The organism is Curtobacterium sp. BNK-1 (assembly GCF_048685235.1).
GTDB lineage: Bacteria > Pseudomonadota > Gammaproteobacteria > Enterobacterales > Enterobacteriaceae > Pantoea > Pantoea agglomerans.
In genome coordinates this window covers 1197496-1218388 of sequence record NZ_JBLQTJ010000001.1, presented here as the reverse complement: position 1 = coordinate 1218388, position 20893 = coordinate 1197496, and the positions used below count along the sequence as shown (strand labels likewise).

Genomic DNA, 20893 nt, shown 5'->3' with positions numbered 1-20893 from the left:
CAGACCCTTAGCGCTCCAGCCTTAAAACAGGCTAAACTTGGCGTCACATCTTGCGGAATGCAAAAGGAAAAGAAGATCATGCGCACCGTTTTAAATATTCTTAATTTTGTTCTGGGCGGTTTTTTCACCACCCTGAGCTGGCTGTTTGCCACGTTAATCAGCATCGTGCTGATTTTTACCCTGCCGCTGACCCGCTCCTGCTGGGAAATCACCAAACTCTCGTTGCTGCCATTTGGCAACGAGGCGGTGCATGTTGATGTGCTGCGTCCGGAAAGTAAGAGTCATATTCTGAATACCGGCGGCACCTTTCTGAATATCTTCTGGCTGGTTTTCTTTGGCTGGTGGCTCTGCCTTTCGCACATCTCCGTGGGGATTGTGCAGTGCATCAGTATCATCGGTATTCCGGTAGGGATTGCGAACTTTAAGATCGCCGCTATCGCGCTCTGGCCGGTTGGCCGCAGGGTGGTATCAGTGGAAGAGGCGCGCGCCGCGCGCGAAGCCAATGCCCGCCGCTATTAATATGATGTCGGATGCCGTGCCAGGCTGGCGCAAATATCTGTTTAACAGTACGTGGCGCTATCTGCTGCGGATCCTGTTTGCACTGAGTGGCTGCGCCGCCATTCCCTGGTGGCTGCATCAGATTGAGTGGACGATCCCTCTGACGCTGGGAGTGGTCGCTGCTGCGCTGGCCGATCTCGATGATCGCCTGGCCGGTCGCCTGAAGAATCTGCTGATTACCCTGCTCTGCTTCTGCATCGCCTCGGTTTCAGTCGAGTTACTGTTTCCCTATCCATTCGCCTTTATTATCGGGCTGGCAATCTCGACCTGGGGCTTTATTCTGCTGGGCGCCCTTGGCCAGCGCTACGCGACTATCGCCTTTGGTGCTCTGCTGATTGCGGTCTATACCATGCTCGGCATCGGACTGTTCAGCCAGTGGTATATGCAGCCGATGCTGCTGCTGGTCGGAGCGCTGTGGTACAACCTGCTGACATTACTGGGCCATCTGATGTTTCCGGTCCGGCCGGTGCAGGAGCAACTGGCCGGGAGTTTTTCACAACTGGCGCGTTACCTTGATGCCAAAGCGAACCTTTTCGATCCCGACGCAGGCGATCAGGATGATGCCGCGTTTATCGATGCGGCGATGGTCAACAGCCAGTTAGTGGCGCAACTTAATCTGACCAAGACCACACTGCAGAGTCGTCTGCGCGGCGATCGCGGGTCGCGCGGCACCCGCCGTAGTCTGCACTACTACTTTGTGGCGCAGGATATCCATGAACGGGCCAGCTCTTCCCATCTGCAATATCATCTGCTGCGCGGCGACTGGCGCTACAACGAAATTCTGTTTCGCTTTCAGCGCCTGCTGAATATGCAGGCTCAGGCCTGTCGCCAGCTGGCACATTGCATTCTGATGCGTCAAAGGTGGGTGCATGACAGCCGTTTTGAGCGTGCATTTGAACGATTACAGAAAGCGATAGAACGTCTGGAGCAGCATGATCCTGACGCTACGCATACCCGTGCTCTTTTCTGGCTGCTGCGCAACCTGCGCGCCATCGACGCACAGCTTGCTTCGATCGAATCAGAACAGACGCTGGCCGGTGAAGATCCTCAGCACAGTGACAATCTGCTGTCACGCGAAGGATTGAGTGGCTGGAGTGATATCCGGCTGCGCTTCAGCCGACACCTCTCGCCCGCATCGGCGCTGTTCCGGCATGCGGTTCGCATGTCTGTGGTGCTCTGTATTGGATATGGTTTTATTCAGGTAACCGGGCTGGAGCGGGGATACTGGATTTTGCTGACCAGCCTGTTTGTCTGCCAGCCCAACTACAATGCAACGCAGCGACGACTGGCCTTGCGCATCGGCGGAACGCTGGCGGGGATTGCGATTGGTCTGCCCGTTTTATGGCTGGTGCCTTCGATTGAGGGTCAGTTAATCCTGATAGTGATCACGGGCGTCCTGTTCTTCGCTTTCAGGCAGGTGCAGTATGCACAGGCCACGCTGTTTATCACTCTGCTGGTGCTGCTCTGCTTTAACCTGCTGGGTGAAGGATTTGAAGTTGCCCTGCCGCGGGTAGTGGATACCCTACTGGGCTGTGGGCTGGCCTGGCTGGCTGTCGCGTTTATCTGGCCAGACTGGCGCTTTCGTCAGTTACCTGCCGTGGCAGAACGAACGCTGAAAGCGAATTGCCGCTATCTGGACGCGATCATGGAGCAATATCATCAGGGCAAAGATAACCGTCTCGCCTATCGCATTGCACGGCGTGATGCGCATAACGCGGATGCTGAACTGGCGTCAGTGGTCTCAAACATGAGCAGTGAAAGTCGCACCAGCCAGAAGTTGCGCGATTCGGCTTTTCAACTGCTTTGCTCCAACCATTCGTTTCTGAGTTACATTTCTGCGCTGGGCGCTCACCGCGATAAAATTACCGCACCCGAACTGCTGACATTGCTGGATGATACGGTTTGCTATGTGGAGGATGTGCTGCAAACGGAAGTTGTCAGCGATGAGCACGTAGAAACGATGCGCCATCAACTGGCTCAGCGAATCAGCCAGCTGGCCGCAGATGCGGATACGCGTGCGCCGCTGGTGCTCCAGCAACTCGGTCTGCTGGTGGCCTTAATGCCCGATGTGGCTCGCCTGCGCCGCACGCTAATCACTGATTAGCCTTCGCCGCTTCTGAGATTGGGGTTTGATAAAAGCGTGCGCTGGAACCACGCATTCAGCTCCGCCCGTGTCGCCTGCGGCAGCGCGGCAGCATGGTGGCCCGTGATGGCCCCCTGCAGCGCAAGTAACGTCTGGAACCCAACGTGCTGGTTGATCGCTTTAAGCTTCAGCCAGCACTGTTTAGCCCCCATCTGGTAGAGATGATTGACGCTCATGACGCCCGCCTCGTACAGCATCATCTCCATACGTACGCTGAGATTTGGCAGATCTTTTAACCGCGGTGAGGATTGTCGGTCCTGCAACTCCAGCTGCGCCGTTTCTAAAGAGGCAGCGGAGAGCGCCAGCAGATGGTCAGGGTCGCGCCACAACGCCTCATCGACCCGAAAGTAATTGAGACTCACCAGCTTGCCGCGCTTGCGAAAAATCAGGGGTTGCAGCGGACGATCTGTAAGGTATTCCCGCAAAGGTTCACTGGCACGCAGATAGAGTTCGTCTTTATTAATTAAGGCAAAAACCACACTTTCTACAGCCAGGGCATAGCCTCCGAACTGGGTGCGCGACTCTATTGTTCCTAATGGGGCCAGGCGCGCTCTGGAGCGCTCTACAACCGGATTCACCTTTTTCATTGCACCACCTCCATGTAAGAAATATATCGTAAATTACCTTGGGTATCAGGTAATTAGAAGATAAAAAAAAGCGTCAACGGGTTCAATGAATAAATAGCGTTTCAACTAATCTTGTCGCGATTTTGCGAGGCGTTTTCAGAAATTTGGGTTGATCTTTATCCAGGATGACAGTACTGTATATTCATACAGTCCACTGCTGGTGATTAACTTATGCGAACACAACATCCTAATAATGCACGCTATGCTCATCATTATGCGTCCTCTTCCGTTTCGGCCTCTCAGGGCGGTGGAATTACTGAGTTACGCTACAGCGAACAGCCCGGTATGATGCAGATGTTACTGTTGCCATTATTGCAGCAGCTGAGTCAGCAATCGCGCTGGCAGTTGTGGTTAACACCGGCATATAAACTGAATCGCACCTGGCTGCAGGAATCAGGATTACCACTGGATAAAAGTATGCATATCGCCGATTCTGAACGTCTGAATGCGGTTGAAGCGATGGTTAAAGCATTGCGTACAGGAAATTACAGTGTCGTTCTGGCATGGATTCCTTACGATCTTGACGAAGATGAACGACGTCAACTTGAAAATGCGGCGGCAGAGGGTGAAGCGTTAGGATTGATTTTGCGTGCAAGCGGGACATCAGAAGCGCCTCTCAGACCGCAAACTGCGATAAAAATTCAGTCGGATTTGTTTCATTAAGTAAAAATCAGAAGTTTCCCAAGCTATTTTTCTTATCTGTCGCAGCTAAACCACTGATTCTGTTAGTTCGAGCGTTGACAATGGTTTAGCAAGTTTTTAGGGCTTTTTGCCGCGGCAATAAGACCAGCCTAATTGTTAGAAATTGTGTATAAATCGCTGTTTTTTTACATAAGCGCCTCACATCATACTTGTAAGTTTCCAATCTCGTTGTAGACTTTAGCTCGCCAGGGTGCTCAATAACCTCCGTTTTTTGCGGTAGAGTCATAAGCGAGCGTTTTGACCCGGCGAAGGATTTAAACCAAGAGCAACCTTTTTGCTCATTGCCTATTTGGATGATAACGAGGCGCAAAATGAAAAAGACAGCTATCGCAATTGCAGTGGCACTGGCTGGCTTCGCTACCGTAGCGCAGGCCGCTCCGAAAGATGACACCTGGTACACCGGTGCTAAACTGGGCTGGTCTCAGTATCACGACACTGGTTACTACGGTAACGGTTACGAAAACAATGACGGTCCAACTCATGAAAGCCAGCTGGGTGCAGGTGCATTCGTTGGTTACCAGGCAAATCCATACCTGGGCTTCGAGCTGGGCTATGACTGGCTGGGTCGCATGCCTAACAAAGGCAACGTGACTAACGGCGCATTCAAAGCACAGGGCGTTCAGCTGGCTGCTAAACTGAGCTACCCAATCTATGACGATCTGGACGTGTATACTCGTCTGGGCGGCATGGTATGGCGTGCAGACTCAACGCAGACTAACCCAACTACTGGCCGCATCAGCGACCACGACACCGGCGTATCTCCGCTGGCTGCTGTTGGTGTTGAATATGCGCTGACCAAAAACTGGGCTACCCGTCTGGATTACCAGTGGGTTAACAACATCGGTGATGCACAGACCGTTGGTACTCGTCCAGACAACGGCATGCTGAGCGTAGGCGTTTCATACCGCTTCGGTCAGGATGACGTCGCTGCTCCGGCGCCAGCTCCGGCTCCAGCACCAGCTCCAGTTGTTGAAACCAAGCGTTTCACTCTGAAGTCTGACGTTCTGTTCACCTTCAACAAATCTACCCTGAAGCCAGAAGGCCAGCAGGCTCTGGATCAGCTGTACAGCCAGCTGAGCTCAATGGATCCTAAAGATGGTTCCGTTGTCGTACTGGGCTTCACCGATCGCATCGGTTCAGAGCAGTACAACCAGAAACTGTCTGAGAAACGTGCTCAGTCAGTCGTAGATTACCTGGTATCTAAAGGTATTCCTTCTAACAAGATCTCTGCACGTGGCATGGGTGAATCTAACCCAGTTACCGGCAACACCTGTGACAGCGTGAAAGGCCGTAATGCCCTGATCGACTGCCTGGCGCCGGACCGTCGTGTAGAAATCGACGTTAAAGGTATCAAAGACGTTGTAACTCAGCCACAGGCTTAAGTTTATACGTAATAAAAAACCCCGCTAAGGCGGGGTTTTTTTATGCCGGTAATAAAACCGGACTGAGAGATGAAGGCTCTGATTGCCCTGCCCGTTTATTCGCTCTCTGAACCGGAGTTACCCAGAATCGCCTGCAAATCCTGCTTCAGGCTCGACATCTGAGTGGCATATTTCTCTTTACGTTCTGCATCTTCTATCAGCTGAACAATCGTTTCAGAGAGCGTGCAGCCGCGCCGCTGTGCCAGACCTGCCAGTCGCTGCCAGACCAGATACTCCAGGTCTATCGATTTTTTTCGCGTATGCTGATGTTCAGCGTTGAAATGGCGTTTTCGTCGGGCACGGATGGTCTGCTTCAGTCGGTTATCCAGATCAGCGTGAATATGTTCTGCGATCCATTCATTCACTGTAACCGGATTATTTTCCATTGCCAGCAGCTTATCCACTGCTGCCTGCGCCGCGCTTAACTCAAGGTGACGCGTGATCAGTTCACCTTCCCGATGTTTTTTCACCAGGTATTTCCACTTCCATCCACATTCAAGATTTTCGAGTTGCTGGTATTTCATCGGAATCTCATCGTGATCACGTAACGAACTAAGAATAACAGCTTTTTTCCCGGATGCAGCAACGAAAAACATGCTGTCACCATCACATCTTCAACAGGAAGTCTGCAGTGCTTAACAAGGGTGAATCCTGTATAATCTCGCTTTTCTTAAAACAGACAAATGCGATTATTTTGACCAGCACTCAACTTACGTGGCAGACCTTACAGCCAGATAGCGCGCAATACCAATCCGTTTTCTCCCGAATTGCTGATGAAGAAACTGATGCTCTGGCAACGGTACAGCCCCGGTTGCTGAATGCACTGGCGCATTTACACCATCAGACGCAGGGTTTCCCATTACTGCTGGTTCGTAGCCAGGAGAATCGCGATTATCTGACATTCATTGCCCAGGCCGCAGAGCGGGTTATGGCCGACAGTACCACTCTATTCGGCGGTGATTACCATATCATGGCCGACAACGTCACGCTCCAGCCCCCCTCCGATCCTCAACGCCCATTCACCAGTCAGGGTGGTATTCACTTTGCTGAATGGACTGAGATGGAGCAGTTGTTTGGCTGCGTGCGCCAGTATAAAGATCGCATCCAGCTGGAACCGGGCCTGATCCATCGTGCTAATGGCGGCACGCTGCTGCTTTCACTGCGTAGCCTGATGACGCAGCCGATTCTCTGGTTGCGCCTGAAAAAGTGTATTGAGCAGGGCTATGTTGAGTGGACATCTCAGGATGAACGCCGGCCGCTGCCAGTCTCGATTCCTCCCTTGCCCCTCAATCTGAAACTGGTCCTGTGTGGCGATCGGGAAGCGCTGGCAGAATTTCAGGAGCTGGATCCCGAAGCTCACGAAATGGCCATCTATACTGAATTTGAAGAGAATATTCAGATTCTGGATGAAGATGACATGCTTGCCTGGTGTCGCTGGAACATCGAACTGGCGCAACAGGCGGGGCTGCCCCAGCCGGAAGTGGACTTCTGGCCAGAACTGATTAAAGAAGGCGTCCGCTACAGCGGCGATCAGGAAACGCTGCCACTCTGCCCCCGCTGGCTACAACGCCAGATGCGCGAATCGGCCCTGATGGGCGATGAACTGAACGCTGAAGCGCTGCGTGATGCGCTGGAAGCGCGTTTGTGGCGCGAGAATTATCTCAATGAGCGGATGCGTGACGAGATCCTGCTGCGACAGATTCTGATTGAAACCGAAGGCGAAGTGGTTGGTCAGATTAATGGCCTGTCGGTCGTTGAATATCCTGGCCATCCCCGTGCCTGGGGCGATCCCTCGCGTATTACCTGCGTGGTACATCCCGGCGATGGTGAATTCATGGATATCGAGCGTAAAGCGGAGCTGGGCGGTAATATTCATGCCAAAGGCATGATGATTATGCAGGCTTACCTGATTGCCGAACTGGAACTCGATCAGCAACTGCCCTTCTCGGCCTCAATAGTCTTTGAGCAATCTTACTCCGAGGTGGACGGTGACAGTGCTTCACTGGCTGAACTCTGTGCCTTAATCAGCGCGCTGGCTAATCAGCCCATCAATCAGCAAATTGCGGTGACCGGCTCGGTTGATCAGTTCGGCAACGTACAACCGGTGGGCGGACTGAATGAGAAAATCGAAGGCTTCTTTGATATCTGCCATCAGCGAGAACTGACAGGTCAGCAGGGTGTGATTATTCCCGCCAGCAATGTCCGTCATCTCAGCCTCAGCCAGGCGGTTGTCAGTGCGGTTGAACAAGGTCATTTCCATATCTGGGCAATTGACCGTGCCGATGAAGCGCTACCGCTGCTGACCGGTAAAATCTGGAGTACCGAGGATGGCCTGGGCGACTGCCTGCTGAATACCATCCAGGAACGCATTAGCCTGTTCAACCAGCCGGACGGTCCGCAACGTCCCTGGGCGCTGCGCTGGCTTAACTGGTTCAACCACCGTTAATCCGATTTGCTCAGCGTACAACTGTTCGCTAATATTCGTGATTCACTAAAACAAGGCTTATTGAAAACATGGTAGATAAACGCGAATCCTATACCAAAGAAGATCTGATTCTGTCAGGTCGTGGTGAACTGTTTGGCGAAAATGGTCCGCCGCTTCCATCCGGCAACATGCTGATGATGGACCGCGTGGTCAAAATGACCGAAGACGGCGGCAAATATGACAAAGGCTTTGTTGAAGCGGAGCTGGATATCAATCCTGATCTCTGGTTCTTCGGCTGTCACTTTATTGGCGATCCGGTGATGCCGGGTTGTCTGGGCCTTGATGCCATGTGGCAGCTGGTTGGTTTCTATCTGGGCTGGCTGGGCGGCGAAGGTAAAGGTCGTGCGCTGGGCGTGGGTGAAGTGAAATTCACCGGTCAGGTCCTGCCAGATGCGAAGAAAGTGACTTACCGCATTCACTTCAAACGCGTTATTAACCGCAAACTGGTTATGGGCGTGGCAGATGGTGAAGTGCTGGTTGACGGTAATCTGATCTATACCGCCAGCGATCTTAAAGTCGGCCTGTTTAAAGATACCGCAGCTTTCTAAGCGTTTCCTCCGGAAACAAAAACCTCCGCGCATGGCGGAGGTTATATTCCCTTTTCAGTGACATCCGGTTATGCAGCTACCGACCTGTCCTCCATGGCTTGTCGCCAACCTCCCAACCAGTGAGACTTAGCGTCAATCAACTGATACGGACACATCTCTTTTGAGCGTCCAGTAATGCCTGCCTGATAACCACGTGAATGGGCGCGTTCGAGGCGGTCTCGTTTCTGTCTCTTCATACTCCGTGTCCCTCATGTAAGGTCTGTGGAATCTGGTGGAAAGAAAAGTGGTGAATTAATGTTCAACCACCCTTATGTTCTACCTCCTGCGCACCCAAAGATCAATGCCCAATCTTCATGCCAGTGTCATAAATGTGACCTTAATCGGTAAAAATAATGACGTTCTGTGATGCATGCAACAACACTATCTTTCTGATTAAGCTAATAAAAAAGCCCCTGACCTCTGTCGAAAAAGCACGACAATCGGTCAGGGGCTTAGCTTATTTATTCACATCAATCTTAATTTAACGCAACCACACTATTGGCAATCTTCTGTGCTGTCTGTTGCCAGCCCGCCGCCAGCGTTCTGACCATCGCATCGTAGCCATCTTCGGTCTGCGGCAGTACCAGGTTAAACGCCTGTTTAGTCAGCCGGCCCTGATGTTCCAGCGTCCATTCGCCACTGACGATTGCTTTGCCATCATAGCGCCCCTGGAAGCCTGTTACGGTCACATTCAGCGTATCGTGCTGCGCGCCTAAAGGTGAACCGGCTACCAGTCGGCCTGGCAGCGCCTTGCTCAGGTTAGTGATCAATGTCTGCTGCAACTGCTGATCGAGCGGGCTGGCCCAGAGATTATTCGCGGCGATAACGTATTTGACATCGCTGGTCTGATAAACCAGTCCGTTGCCTGCCAGATAGTCCGGCACCGTCACCTGCTGCACCCATAACATCGGTTGCGCTTCATTCAGCTGGCTGCTGCTGACCTGCATGGAAGCCGCCCCGGAGGGCAGCTGATACCAGGTATTGTCAACGCTGCTACTGCACGCACTCAACACCAGCGCGGCACAAAGTATCAATCCTTTATTCACTGTTTCGCCCTCTTCGGCTGGGGATCCTGTCCCGGTTTTGCCTCAAATACCAGCGCATTGCTCTTGGTGTTAAGCGTTCTTAACACCGGCTGGAGTTCACGCAGAACCTTATCCAGGCGCTGCATATCCCCCACCAGCTTGCTGTAGGCTGGTGAACCTGGCTGCAGGCCTTTCATGCTGCGGTTCAGCTCGCGCAATGTCTGCTGCAGGTCTTCCGGCAGGGTTTTCATAGCCGGACTGGCGGTGACTTTGTTGATGTTGTCGATGGTGCGCTGCAGATCACGCATCGTTTTCTGGCTCTCTTTAAGCGTACCTGTCGCTTCATTGACCATACCGTTCAGTGGCAGACTGTTAATCTTATCCAGCGCCGCCATCAGCTTCTGCTGAATCTGGCTCAGGCCACCGCTGACCGTTGGGATAACTTCATAGCCAGAGACTTTCTGCGGCCCTTTGTAAGGCGGTGCATTGTCATAGAAGTCGAGATCGACATAGAGCGCACCCGACAACAGGCTACCGGTTTTCAGCGTCGCACGCAGGCCACGTTTTTTACCATCCTGCAGATGCTGTTGCAGATCGAAGTTCTCACCCAGTCGGCTGATAAAGCGATCCGGCTCAATGCGAATCAGCACCGGCACGCGGTAATCATTGTTCAGCGCCTGGTCCAGACCGGCTTTCATCAATGGCGCTTCTGAGACGGTACCCAGGCGAATGCCGCGGAACTCAACCGGCGCCCCCGCCTGCAGACCACGAATGGAGTCGGTGAAGAACATCAGGTAATCAATATGGTTGGTGTAGAGCGAGTCCTGAATGCTGCGCTGATCGTCAAACAGATGATAATCAGACTTATTCTGCGCAGGCTGACCCAGCTCCCAGCCATCCGGCACGTCAAAACTGACGCCGCCACTGAACAGCGTGGTCAGCGATCCCATTTCCACCCGCATTCCTGAAGCGGACATATCCACGGCGATGCCGCTGTCCTTCCAGAAGCGAACGTTGGTTGTAATCAGGCGATCGTAAGGCGCAGCGACGAACAGCTGATAGGTCATCATGCGTTTTTCGGTATCAAAAGCGCTGGTCTCGACCGTACCGACGCGATAGCCACGGAACAGCACCGGATCCCCCGGATTGAGCTGACCCGCTTTCTTGCTGTCCAGCACGATGCGAATCCCTTTGGCATCCGGTGGCGCTAACGGCGGCGCATCCAGCAGCTTAAACTGCTCGGGTGCCTGGCTTTTAGTGCCCGGCTGTAATTCGATATAGGCACCGGATAACAGAGTGCCGAGACCGCTGATCCCTTCGCGACCCACCTGCGGTTTCACCACCCAGAAAACGCTGTCGCTGTGCAGCAGTTTTTCCATGCCTGAATTCAGGCGCGCTTTGATTTCCACATGGTGAAGGTCGTCGCTTAACACCGCGCTTTCCACCACACCGACATCCACACTGCGGCTTTTAATCGTGGTTTTACCCGCAACAATGCCTTCGGCGTTTTCGGTGATGAGGGTGACTTCCGGCCCCTGATGGCTGAAGTGATAAAAGAGGATCCATCCGCCGATTAACAGCGTAACGATGGGGACAATCCAGACTGGCGACCAGCGCTTAATCTGTTCCACCTTTGCATGGCCGTGATTAGTTTCCGTCAAGGCGCGACTCCTTCATATTGTTTTCGCGTACACGATCCCAGGTTAATCGCGGGTCAAAGGTCATGGCAGCAATCATGGTGATAATCACCACCATTGCAAACAATACTGCCCCCCACGCGGGATAAACATTCATTAATTGCCCCATGCGCACCAGCGCAGAGAGCACGGCAATAACAAACACGTCGATCATTGACCAGCGGCCAACAAATTCGACCACTTCATAAATTTTGTGCATCCTGTGGCTGTCACGCTGTCCGCGTCCGCTGGCATCCCAGCAAAGCCAGCCAATCGCCAGCATTTTCAGCGTAGGCACCATGATACTGGCGATAAAGATCACCAACGCCACCGGATAGGAGCCATCACCCCACAGCACAATCACCCCCGCCATGATATTGGAAGGATAGGCAGTGCCGAGGGTTTCCGTCACCATAATCGGCAACAGGTTGGCCGGGATATAAAGCAGTATGGAGGTGAACAACAGCGCCAGCGTCCACTGCAGGCTGTGCTTACGCCGTGCCTCAGCCGTGACGCCGCAGCGGGGACACTTATGCTCTGCTTCCGGCAGAATGGCCGTACAGCAGGGACAGGAGCGCAGACCCTGCTCTAAACCACTGATGCCCACTTCGGGCGGATGGGGCAGTGCAGGTCGGGGTGACAGACTGTCCCACAAGCCGCGTCGATCAACGCACTGAAAGGCCCGCAACTGCAGCAGACAGAACAGAACCCACGGCCAGAAGCTGGTCTCCAGGCCGATCTCGCCATAGGCCATCAGCTTGACGAAACTGACCAGCACGCCCGCCATAAAGATTTCTGCCATGCCCCAGTTACGCAGCTGAAACAGAATACGTGCCAGACCAGTTTTGAGTCCAGTCGGCAACGGGACCCGATTGACCAACAGGATAATGGTGATCATGCAGAAGGCCGGGACCGCCTGCACAAAGAGAAGGAACAGCGTCGCCAGACTGCTGTAATCTTCCGTCACCATCACCTGAGGTATCTGCGCCAGGGTGATCTGGCTGGTCAGCCCCGCCACCTTCATTGAGACAAAAGGAAACAGATTCGCCAGCAGCAGCATAAACAGCGCTGCCAGCGCATAGCCTGTTGGCCGTTTACGCGGTTCGTGCCAGTTGGCCGTCAGGGAGGTGTGGCAGCGCGGGCATGACGCACGGCTGCCAACGGGAATGTCCGGCAGCTTAATCATTAAATCGCATTGTGGACAGAGCATCCACGCGTTACTTTTCACTGCTGAACACATCCGTTAACCCTGCCCTACGCGCCGTTTTTCAGTGACTCTAGCTCTTCCCAGCGCGCAAAAGCGGTTTCCAGCTCCTGCTCAGTCTGAGCCAGATTATCCAGCACCGGTTGCGTCTGATCGTGTGCCTGACTGAAGAAGTCGGGATGACTCATCTTCGCCTGCAGTTCTCCGATACGCGCTTCCAGCTGCTCCAGTTTTTGCGGCAGCTGTTCCAGCTCACGCGCCAGATTGTAGCTGAGTTTATTCACGCTACGCTTCGCATCACCCTTCTCGGCTGCAGGCTTAGAGCCGTTGCCCGTCGCTTTCGCCGGTGCTGCCGCCTTGTGCTGCCGGTAGGCGGCGCGCTGCTGCTGAGCATCGTGATAACCGCCAACAAAGGTGCCAATCTCACCGTTGCCTTCAAAAATCCAGCACTCGGTAACGGTATTATCGACGAACTGACGATCGTGGCTCACCAGTAACACGGTGCCCTGATAACCATCAATCAGCTCTTCCAGTAGTTCCAGCGTTTCGACGTCGAGGTCGTTAGTCGGTTCATCCAGAATCATCAGGTTGCTGGGACGCAGGAACAGGCGCGCCAGCAGCAGACGGTTTCGTTCACCGCCCGAAAGGGCGCGCACCGGCGTCATGGCACGTTTTGGATGGAACAGGAAGTCCTGCAGATAGCCCAGCACGTGGCGCGGTTTGCCGTTGACCAGTACTTCCTGCTTGCCTTCGGCCAGGTTGTCCATCACGGTGCGATCCGGATCCAGTTCAGCGCGATGCTGGTCAAAGTAGGCTACTTCCAGCTTGGTGCCGGAATGCACGCGGCCATGGTCAGCTTTCAGCTGCTGCAGCATCAGGCGCAGTAAGGTAGTTTTCCCGCAGCCGTTCGGTCCGATCAGCGCAATTTTGTCGCCACGCTGCACCTGGGTTGAGAAGTCCTTCACCAGCACTTTGCCATCGACCGCGTAGTCGACATTTTCCAGCTCAAACACAATCTTGCCGGAACGGGACGCTTCGCCCACCTGCATGTTGGCTTTGCCCATCACTTCACGACGTTCTGAATGTTCACGACGCAGCGCTTTGAGCGCACGCACACGACCTTCATTACGGGTACGACGGGCTTTGATGCCCTGACGGATCCACACCTCTTCCTGCGCCAGCTTACGGTCAAATTCCGCGTTCTGCATCTCTTCAACGCGCAACGCTTCCTCTTTGCCTTCCAGATAGAGATCGTAGTTGCCTGGCCAGGAGACCAGCTTGCCACGGTCCAGATCGACAATGCGCGTCGCCATGTTGCGGATAAACGAACGGTCATGGGAAATAAAGATGATGCTGCCGGTGAAGTTCTTCAGGAACGTTTCCAGCCAGTCGATGGTTTCGATATCGAGGTGGTTGGTTGGCTCATCCAGCATCAGGACGCGCGGGTTACTCACCAGCGCACGGCCCAGCGCCGCTTTACGCAGCCAGCCGCCCGAGAGCGACGACAGCTCGGTATCGGGCTGCAGACCAATCTGCTCCAGCACGTCATGGATGCGGCTCTCCAGCTGCCACAGATTCTGGTGGTCGAGAATGCTCTGCAGACGCGCCATCTCATTGAGGTTTTTATCGCTGGGATCTTCCATCACCACATGGGAAATGGCGTGATAGGCTTTCAGATGCTCAGCCTGCTCTTCAACGCCCTCGGCCACGAAGTCATACACCGAACCGGTAATATTGCGCGGCGGATCCTGTTGCAGACGCGCCACGACCAGATCGGTTTCATAAATAATGCGGCCATCATCCAGTGGCTGTTCGCCATTGATGATTTTCATCAGCGTGGATTTACCCGCACCGTTACGGCCCACCAGACAGACGCGTTCGTTCTCTTCGATGTGCAGTTCGGTATTGTCTAACAGCGGCGCATCGCTGAAGGAGAGATAAGCGCCGTGGATACTGATTAATGACATGTAAGCTTATTCCTTACCGGCGTGAGTGATCAGCCAGCAGTTGTGAATTTGACGGTTACGCGCGAAGTCCTGCGACTGCGTTTTCTGGGTAATATCCTGCGCCTGCAGGCCCAGTGATTTCAGGCCATCCATGTCCATTTTGAAACCGCGTTTGTTATTGGAGAACATGATGGTGCCGCCGCGACGCAGCAGGCGCTTCAGGTTACGCATCAGCATCATATGATCGCGCTGAACGTCGAAGCTCTCTTCCATACGTTTTGAGTTGGAGAACGTTGGCGGATCGATAAAGATCAGGTCAAAGTTCTCGTCACTCTCATTCAGCCAGCTCAGACAGTCCGCCTGCATCAGACGATGCTGACGCCCGGTCAGTCCGTTAAGACGCAGGTTGCGCTCCGCCCACTCCAGATAGGTACGCGACATATCTACCGTGGTGGTTGAACGCGCGCCACCCAGACCGGCATGCACACTGGCAGTACCGGTATAGGCAAACAGGTTCAGGAAATCTTTGCCCTGACTCATCTGGCCCAGCATTTTACGGGCAATGCGGTGATCGAGGAACAGGCCGGTATCGAGATAGTCGGTCAGATTCACCCAGAAACGCGCATTAAACTCTTTAACTTCGAAATAGTCGCCCTTCTCGCTGAGCTTCTGATACTGCGCTTTGCCTTTCTGGCGTTCACGCGTTTTCATAATCAGACGGTCGGCAGGCAGTTGCAGCACGCTCAGCGTTGCGCTGATGACATCGAACAGACGCTGACGCGCTTTATCAGGATCGATGGTTTTCGGTGGCGCATACTCCTGGATAATCACCCAGTCGCCATAGCGATCGACAGCAACGTTGTAGTCTGGCAGATCGGCATCATAAATACGGTAGCATTCAATGCCTTCCTGACGCGCCCACTTCTCCAGTTTCTTCACGTTTTTACGCAGGCGGTTAGCGTAATCTTCCGCAATCTGTCCGGCGCTTTCATGACTGTTAACCGCCAGCTTATAGTTTTTCTGCACGCAATCCAGCGGACCGTTCTTCGCTTTAAACTGGCGATCGGCACGCAACTGCAGGCAGCTCAGCAGTTCTGGCGAGGCGCTGAACAGCGACAGGTTCCAGCCGCCAAAATGCTGCTTCATCAGACGTCCGAGCTGGCTGTGCAGCGCAATCAGGGCTGGTTCGCTCTCCAGACGTTCACCGTAAGGAGGATTACTCAGCACCGTACCGTGAACCGCCGGATCGACCGGATTAGTCAGCTTCAGCAGATCCTGCTGGCCGAAGGTGAAAAGTTCAAAGACGCCAGCGCGGCGGGCATTCGCCTGCGCCCACTCCAGCACCCGACCATTATTGTCGTAGCCAAAGAAGCGCGCCTGAGTGGCAGCCGTACCAGTGCGGGCACGATTCTGCGCCTCGGTTTTAACGTCCTGCCACAACGCAGCGTTAAACTGGCTCCAGGCGGTGAAGCCCCAGTGCTTGCGCAGCAGGCCAGGCGCACGATCGCAGGCAATCAGTGCGGCTTCAATCAGCAGCGTACCGGAACCACACATCGGATCGATCAGCGGTGTCGTCGGCTCCCAGCCAGAACGCAGCACGATGGCCGCCGCCAGGGTCTCTTTTAACGGCGCCTGACCGGTCTGCTGGCGATAACCACGCTGATGCAGTGAGCTGCCGCTGAGATCCAGTGCAATGCTGGCGCGATCGTCATTCAGCCAGACGTTGACACGGATATCTGCCTGTTCACGATCGACGTTAGGTCGTTCGAGATTCTGACGGGTAAAGCTGTCCACGATGGCATCTTTAACTTTCAGCGCACCAAACTGGCTGTTACGAATCGAATCGTTGGTGCCGCTGAAATGCACAACAAAGGTTTTGTCACTGCCGAACATCGTCGGCCAGTCCACGCTCTGCACACCCAGATAGAGATCCAGATCGCTGTAGACGCCAAACTCTCCCAGCGGCAACAGGATGCGTGATGCTAAACGACTCCACATCAGGCTTTGGTACATAGTGCGATCGTCGGCTTCGTAGTGAACGCCTCCCTGCACCACTTGCAAATCCTGCGCGCCCAGCGCGTCCAGCTCACTTTTTAACAGCTCTTCGAGCCCACGCGCCGTGCTGGCAAACAGAGAATTCATATCGTCACTTTTTAACTCTTGAGAAAATTGTCGCGCATTATAGCGAATCGGAGACCTATGTCATAAAGTTAGCTTCTTTTGTGCTGCGCGTCGGGTTCAAGGAGAACACCATGATCACGCTTTCCCGCTTATTTATTCATCCTGTGAAGTCGATGCGGGGATTAGCGCTGTCACACGCGCTGGTCACTGACAGCGGACTGGCATTTGATCGTCTGTTTATGGTGACCGAACCTGATGGCACCTTTATTACCGCGCGTCAGCATCCGGAGATGGTGCGCTTCACGCCCGCGATTTTACCGGATGGCCTGCTGCTGACGGCCCCGGATGGCAGTCACTCCCTGATCCGCTTCAGCGATTTCGATGAGCAGGATCACCCCACCGAAGTCTGGGGAAATCATTTCACCGCGCGCATAGCGCCGCCTGCGATTAACCAATGGCTGAGCCAGTTCTTCCCGCGTGAGGTTCAGTTGCGCTGGGTCGGGCCGCAACCCAGCCGCCGGGTTAAAGCGTTTAATCATATTCCGCTGAGCTTTGCCGACGGCTTTCCGTTTTTGCTGATCAACAACGCGTCGCTGCATGATCTGCAACAGCGCTGCCCGGCCAGCGTCCGTGCCGAACAGTTTCGTCCGAATCTGGTCGTCAGCGGCGCTGCCGCATGGGATGAAGACAGCTGGGCGGAGATTCAGATTGGCGACGTGATATTCGAGGTGCCTAAGCCATGCAGTCGCTGCGTGCTCACCACTGTCAGCACCGAGACCGGCGTTAAGCATCCTGCCGGTCATCCACTGGCCACGCTGCAGACGTTCCGCACCGCCCTGGATGGCAGCGGGGATATTGATTTCGGTCTGAACTTAGTGGCGCGCAACAGTGGGGTGGTGCGCGCCGGTGATGAGATGATTGTCCTGAAACGTCATGCACCGCGCAGCTATGGTGCCGGTGAAGTGGTCGAAACACTGAAACCAAAGCAGCAGGCGCCAGATGCCGTGGCTATCACGTTTCAGGGTCAGACGTTCACCGGGGATAATCAGCAGGTATTACTGGATCAGCTGGAGATGCAGGGCTTCCGGATCCCCTACTCCTGTCGGGCGGGACTGTGCGGCAGTTGCAAGCTGAGTCTGGTCGCGGGTGAGGTTAAGGCGCTGAAACAGAGCGCCCTGCGTCAGGACGGCACGCTGTTGAGCTGCAGCTGTATTCCGGCTGGCGATGTAGAACTAAGGTAGTCAGACTGCGCGGGCGTAGCGCGGCGCGACATCCTGATACAGGGGCTGCAGGCGATCGTTCATCACCTTGATGGCATCGCCGAGCACCATGTTTTTTCCGGCCAGCGTCAATCCCGGCTGCGCCAGCAGGCAGAGCGCCGCATTATCGCCACTCTCAACCACCAGCAGTCGTGCCTGCGTTCCCTCTTCTGCCAGCGTAACCTGTACCATTTCACCGGGACGGGGCTGCATTGCCGGAGCATAAGAGGCGAAATGCCAGCTTTTCGGCATCAGTGGCTTGAGGAAGCGTGCAGCGACCAGCGCATTTAACACCAGTTCGGCGCGATGGCTGCCACTGAGTTTGCACTGACGGCAGGTCTCTTCAAAGGTGTAATAAAGGGCGGCGTCATCGACACAAAAACCCGATTCAGTGAAGGCATCCGGCGTGAGCATCTTGCGGGAATAACGGGAACGGAAAAGCATACCGTCTGCCAGGTCGAGCATCATTCGGTCGTGGCTGTTGTCAAAATACCAACGCCAGTTATCATCGGGTTTAATTTTCATCGTGTGCCCTGTATTTACCGCTGCGCCAAAAATCACGCAGAATTCAGCGAAAAAAGAAACATAAGGAAAAGCTGAAAAAGCGTGCAACAGGACAAAATATAAACGAGCCGAGGGGATAAATAAACCCCCCGGCCAATGATTGTGAGAATTGTCTTAGAGATGGGTGACGATATCTTTAATTAAGCCTGGCCCCTGATAAATAAAGCCTGAATAAATCTGAACCAGTGTTGCCCCGGCGGCGATTTTTTCACGCGCTGCCGTCAGAGAATCGATCCCGCCTACCCCAATAATCGGCAACCGCCCCTGCAGTTCCTGAGAGAGACGCTGGATCACCGCCGTGCTGCGCGACTGCACTGGCCGTCCACTTAACCCACCCGCTTCCTCAGCATGCTTAAGACCGCTCACCAGCGAACGATCGAGCGTGGTATTGCTGGCAATCACGCCATCAATCTGATGACGAATTAAACTGTCCGCGACCTGAATTAACTCTTCTTCAGAGAGATCGGGCGCAATTTTTACGGCCAGCGGAACATATTTCAGATGACGCTGTTCCAGCTCTTTTTGTTTCTGTTTGATGGAAGAAAGCAGATCATCCAGCGCCTCGCCATATTGCAGCGAACGTAAACCTGGGGTGTTAGGTGAGGAAATATTGATGGCGATATAACCGGCGTGGGCATAAACCTTTTCCATGCAGATGAGATAATCATCTTTGCCCTGCTCGACCGGCGTATCTTTATTTTTACCGATATTGATCCCCAGCACGCCGTTAAAGCGCGCTTTCTTCACGTTTTCAACCAGGTGATCAACACCCAGATTATTAAACCCCATCCGATTGATAATTCCGCCCGCTTCCACCAGACGAAACATGCGTGGCTTATCGTTCCCCGCCTGGGCGCGCGGCGTGACGGTGCCGACTTCAACAAAGCCAAAGCCCATCGCCGCAAACGCATCAATACACTCTGCGTTCTTATCCAGACCCGCCGCCAGGCCCAGGGCATTCTTAAAGGTCAGTCCCATACAGGTGACCGGACGCGATGGCAGATTCTGGCGATAAAACATCTCCAGTGGGGTGCCGTTCATAAAACGCAGTTGCTGAAAGGTGAGTTCGTGTGCGCGTTCGGGATCAAGTTTAAACAGCGCCGGTCGGACGATAGGATAAAACATGCACTCTCCTGAAGGACGGAAGCGATCGTGGAAGTCGGTGCACGGGAAAATGTGCGCCAGAATGGTAAAGTGCTCTGGCGCAAAAGTAAATCGAACAGCGGGGATGCATAAAACTATCTGAAAATGCTTTGATCTTACGCGGCGGAATCGTTTACGGGTTGATTTTTCACCTGAGAGGGAAACAGATATTCCCGCAGGATGCCGTGACGTTGCATGATGCCAAAAATACCGAGACAGACGAACGCTTCAGCCCCGACCATGGACCATGCGGCACCGATTGCGCCAAACTTCCACGCCAGGAAACAGCAGAGCGGCACGTTAACCACACCAGCGGCCATCATCACCCACATACGCTGGCGGGCCAGACCATGTGGGATCAGAATCTGTAATCCAGCCGGGTAGGCAATGTTGCCAAACAGGAAGCAGAGCACAAAGACGCGCAGCACATCCGCTGACTGGATAAAGTCTTTACCCAGCAATATTGAGACCACCAGGTCAGCAAAGAACCAGGTGAAGATTACAATCGACAGACTCAGGGAAAACGACAGCAGCAGGCTTTTGCGTGTCGCGGCAATCGCGGCCCGTTTATCCCGGCCGAACAGGTGGCTGACGCGCGGGAAGAAGGCGCTGCCGATCTGCTCCGGCACAGAGTTGGCCGCTTTACGCAGGCGATCGGCGCCGTTGTAGATCCCGACCATGTAAGTAGAAGCAAAGGTGGCGAGAATCACCACGTTGACGCTGTTGAAAAGGTTAGCGCCGGCGATGGCGATAAACACATCCATGCTGTCGGTGATGCGCTGTTTGATTTCGCGCGGTTCAAAGCGGTAGCGGCCTATGACTTTCATCTCCAGCACAAACTTCAGCGTAATCGCCGCGCTGATAATGGAGACCGCGCCAGGGATCAGGGCAGCCAGCCAGGTATCCTGCGGAGATTTCACCAGCAAAAAGGTCAGCGGAATCGCACAGAAGTTACCGAAGGTGGCGATCATCGCCGTCTTACCCAACTTCTCAAAGCCCTGCATCAGCCAGCCGAATGAAAACAGCGAGCCGACTAGCGTGGTGCAGTTCGCCAGAATGATGAAGAACAGAGGATGCCAGGAGGGATTGAACCACGTCGCAGTCAGCAGCGTGCCGCTGGTGACCACCAGCAGCATCAGCTTGGCGTTAAACGTTGACCAGAAGAGCTGGCTGACGCGTTCTTTGTCATCACGATGGTGAGCAATATCTTTGGTGGTAAAGACATTGAATCCCCAGTCGGAGATGGTGCTGCAATAGAGGACGCAGGCGATCGCCAGCGCCAGCGTACCCATCTGCTCTACGCCCAGAACGCGGGCAAGATAGGGCAGCGTGGCCAGCGGAAACAGAAACGACGCGCCACGGTAAGCCAGCAGCGAGAAAATATTAATAACCAGACTTTTATCGAGTACTTTTGCCATGTCGCAACAACCTTA

18 protein-coding genes are annotated in these 20893 nt (G+C 54.1%); 7 read left to right on the top strand and 11 right to left on the bottom strand.

From position 1 onward, the window contains the following. The first annotated feature begins 78 nt into the window (after window positions 1-78). Together ACMGGP_RS05755 and yccS are read left to right on the top strand one after the other, a co-directional pair. Complete coding sequence (locus ACMGGP_RS05755) at window positions 79-519, top strand: YccF domain-containing protein (RefSeq protein ID WP_167429951.1); 441 nt, start codon at window positions 79-81, stop codon at window positions 517-519. Next, a complete protein-coding gene (gene yccS, locus ACMGGP_RS05750; protein ID WP_031592830.1) occupies window positions 503-2662 on the top strand; it encodes a YccS family putative transporter in 2160 nt (719 codons plus the stop codon). The genes ACMGGP_RS05755 and yccS overlap by 17 nt, the downstream gene beginning before the upstream one ends. Here yccS and ACMGGP_RS05745 read toward each other — a convergent pair. Next, a complete protein-coding gene (locus ACMGGP_RS05745) occupies window positions 2659-3288 on the bottom strand; it encodes a TfoX/Sxy family DNA transformation protein (RefSeq protein WP_022625925.1) in 630 nt (209 codons plus the stop codon). The genes yccS and ACMGGP_RS05745 overlap by 4 nt on opposite strands. Window positions 3289-3498: 210 nt before the next feature. Here ACMGGP_RS05745 and sulA point away from each other — a divergent pair, with 210 nt between their 5' ends. Next, on the top strand, window positions 3499-3990 hold the full coding sequence (gene sulA, locus ACMGGP_RS05740; protein WP_111533593.1) for an SOS-induced cell division inhibitor SulA: 492 nt from the start codon (window positions 3499-3501) through the stop codon (window positions 3988-3990). Window positions 3991-4340: 350 nt separating this feature from the next. Further along, window positions 4341-5411, top strand: coding sequence for a porin OmpA (ompA, locus tag ACMGGP_RS05735; protein WP_010255028.1), 1071 nt, complete (start codon window positions 4341-4343; stop codon window positions 5409-5411). A gap of 95 nt (window positions 5412-5506) precedes the next feature. Here ompA and matP read toward each other — a convergent pair whose 3' ends face one another. Beyond that, complete coding sequence (gene matP, locus ACMGGP_RS05730; protein ID WP_138919647.1) at window positions 5507-5974, bottom strand: macrodomain Ter protein MatP; 468 nt, start codon at window positions 5972-5974, stop codon at window positions 5507-5509. 170 nt (window positions 5975-6144) lie between these two features. Between matP and ACMGGP_RS05725 the strand changes: the two genes are divergently transcribed. Continuing rightward, window positions 6145-7896 carry an AAA family ATPase gene (locus tag ACMGGP_RS05725; protein WP_498798258.1) on the top strand — a complete coding sequence of 584 codons (1752 nt, stop codon included), beginning with the start codon at window positions 6145-6147 and terminating at the stop codon, window positions 7894-7896. Window positions 7897-7964: 68 nt separating this feature from the next. Beyond that, entirely contained in the window at window positions 7965-8483 is a 519-nt protein-coding gene (fabA, locus tag ACMGGP_RS05720; RefSeq protein ID WP_009091047.1) for a bifunctional 3-hydroxydecanoyl-ACP dehydratase/trans-2-decenoyl-ACP isomerase, read from the top strand. A gap of 68 nt (window positions 8484-8551) precedes the next feature. Here the strand turns inward: fabA and rmf are convergent, their stop codons facing one another. The 6 genes from rmf to rlmKL form a co-directional block, all read right to left on the bottom strand. Continuing rightward, complete coding sequence (rmf, locus tag ACMGGP_RS05715; protein WP_008925875.1) at window positions 8552-8719, bottom strand: ribosome modulation factor; 168 nt, start codon at window positions 8717-8719, stop codon at window positions 8552-8554. Window positions 8720-8998: 279 nt separating this feature from the next. Further along, the gene (gene pqiC / locus ACMGGP_RS05710; RefSeq protein WP_033757190.1) at window positions 8999-9568 is read right to left on the bottom strand and encodes a membrane integrity-associated transporter subunit PqiC; all 570 of its coding nucleotides are present in this window, start codon (window positions 9566-9568) and stop codon (window positions 8999-9001) included. Continuing rightward, window positions 9565-11208: an intermembrane transport protein PqiB gene (gene pqiB, locus ACMGGP_RS05705; RefSeq protein ID WP_010255015.1), complete on the bottom strand. Its 1644-nt coding sequence runs from the start codon at window positions 11206-11208 to the stop codon at window positions 9565-9567. Before pqiB ends, pqiC begins: the two co-directional genes overlap by 4 nt. After that, complete coding sequence (gene pqiA, locus ACMGGP_RS05700; protein WP_010669781.1) at window positions 11195-12463, bottom strand: membrane integrity-associated transporter subunit PqiA; 1269 nt, start codon at window positions 12461-12463, stop codon at window positions 11195-11197. Before pqiA ends, pqiB begins: the two co-directional genes overlap by 14 nt. A 14-nt stretch (window positions 12464-12477) precedes the next feature. Next, a complete protein-coding gene (locus tag ACMGGP_RS05695) occupies window positions 12478-14394 on the bottom strand; it encodes an ABC transporter ATP-binding protein (protein ID WP_187492710.1) in 1917 nt (638 codons plus the stop codon). Window positions 14395-14400: 6 nt separating this feature from the next. Next, a complete protein-coding gene (rlmKL, locus tag ACMGGP_RS05690) occupies window positions 14401-16515 on the bottom strand; it encodes a bifunctional 23S rRNA (guanine(2069)-N(7))-methyltransferase RlmK/23S rRNA (guanine(2445)-N(2))-methyltransferase RlmL (RefSeq protein WP_033785545.1) in 2115 nt (704 codons plus the stop codon). A 110-nt stretch (window positions 16516-16625) separates the two neighbouring features. Here rlmKL and ACMGGP_RS05685 point away from each other — a divergent pair, with 110 nt between their 5' ends. Beyond that, window positions 16626-17735: a YcbX family protein gene (locus tag ACMGGP_RS05685; protein WP_010255007.1), complete on the top strand. Its 1110-nt coding sequence runs from the start codon at window positions 16626-16628 to the stop codon at window positions 17733-17735. Here ACMGGP_RS05685 and ACMGGP_RS05680 read toward each other — a convergent pair whose 3' ends face one another. The 3 genes from ACMGGP_RS05680 to ACMGGP_RS05670 all read right to left on the bottom strand — a co-directional run bounded on the left by ACMGGP_RS05680 (window position 17736) and on the right by ACMGGP_RS05670 (window position 20878). Beyond that, window positions 17736-18278, bottom strand: a complete 543-nt coding sequence (locus ACMGGP_RS05680) for a cell division protein ZapC (protein WP_010255003.1) — start codon at window positions 18276-18278, stop codon at window positions 17736-17738. Between the two features lie 153 nt (window positions 18279-18431). Then, entirely contained in the window at window positions 18432-19442 is a 1011-nt protein-coding gene (pyrD, locus tag ACMGGP_RS05675) for a quinone-dependent dihydroorotate dehydrogenase (RefSeq protein ID WP_010255000.1), read from the bottom strand. A gap of 134 nt (window positions 19443-19576) precedes the next feature. After that, window positions 19577-20878 carry a flippase gene (locus ACMGGP_RS05670; RefSeq protein WP_122889039.1) on the bottom strand — a complete coding sequence of 434 codons (1302 nt, stop codon included), beginning with the start codon at window positions 20876-20878 and terminating at the stop codon, window positions 19577-19579. Between the last annotated feature and the right edge of the window lie 15 nt (window positions 20879-20893).

Excerpts from the sequence above, each read along its gene's own strand:
- ACMGGP_RS05755 (WP_167429951.1), top strand. The coding sequence starts at position 79 with ATGCGCACCGTTTTAAATATTCTTAATTTTGTTCTGGGCGGTTTTTTC.
- yccS (WP_031592830.1), top strand. The coding sequence starts at position 503 with ATGCCCGCCGCTATTAATATGATGTCGGATGCCGTGCCAGGCTGGCGC.
- ACMGGP_RS05745 (WP_022625925.1), bottom strand. The coding sequence starts at position 3,288 with ATGAAAAAGGTGAATCCGGTTGTAGAGCGCTCCAGAGCGCGCCTGGCC.
- sulA (WP_111533593.1), top strand. The coding sequence starts at position 3,499 with ATGCGAACACAACATCCTAATAATGCACGCTATGCTCATCATTATGCG.
- ompA (WP_010255028.1), top strand. The coding sequence starts at position 4,341 with ATGAAAAAGACAGCTATCGCAATTGCAGTGGCACTGGCTGGCTTCGCT.
- matP (WP_138919647.1), bottom strand. The coding sequence starts at position 5,974 with ATGAAATACCAGCAACTCGAAAATCTTGAATGTGGATGGAAGTGGAAA.
- fabA (WP_009091047.1), top strand. The coding sequence starts at position 7,965 with ATGGTAGATAAACGCGAATCCTATACCAAAGAAGATCTGATTCTGTCA.
- rmf (WP_008925875.1), bottom strand. The coding sequence starts at position 8,719 with ATGAAGAGACAGAAACGAGACCGCCTCGAACGCGCCCATTCACGTGGT.
- pqiA (WP_010669781.1), bottom strand. The coding sequence starts at position 12,463 with ATGTGTTCAGCAGTGAAAAGTAACGCGTGGATGCTCTGTCCACAATGC.
- ACMGGP_RS05695 (WP_187492710.1), bottom strand. The coding sequence starts at position 14,394 with ATGTCATTAATCAGTATCCACGGCGCTTATCTCTCCTTCAGCGATGCG.
- rlmKL (WP_033785545.1), bottom strand. The coding sequence starts at position 16,515 with ATGAATTCTCTGTTTGCCAGCACGGCGCGTGGGCTCGAAGAGCTGTTA.
- ACMGGP_RS05685 (WP_010255007.1), top strand. The coding sequence starts at position 16,626 with ATGATCACGCTTTCCCGCTTATTTATTCATCCTGTGAAGTCGATGCGG.
- ACMGGP_RS05680 (WP_010255003.1), bottom strand. The coding sequence starts at position 18,278 with ATGAAAATTAAACCCGATGATAACTGGCGTTGGTATTTTGACAACAGC.
- pyrD (WP_010255000.1), bottom strand. The coding sequence starts at position 19,442 with ATGTTTTATCCTATCGTCCGACCGGCGCTGTTTAAACTTGATCCCGAA.
- ACMGGP_RS05670 (WP_122889039.1), bottom strand. The coding sequence starts at position 20,878 with ATGGCAAAAGTACTCGATAAAAGTCTGGTTATTAATATTTTCTCGCTG.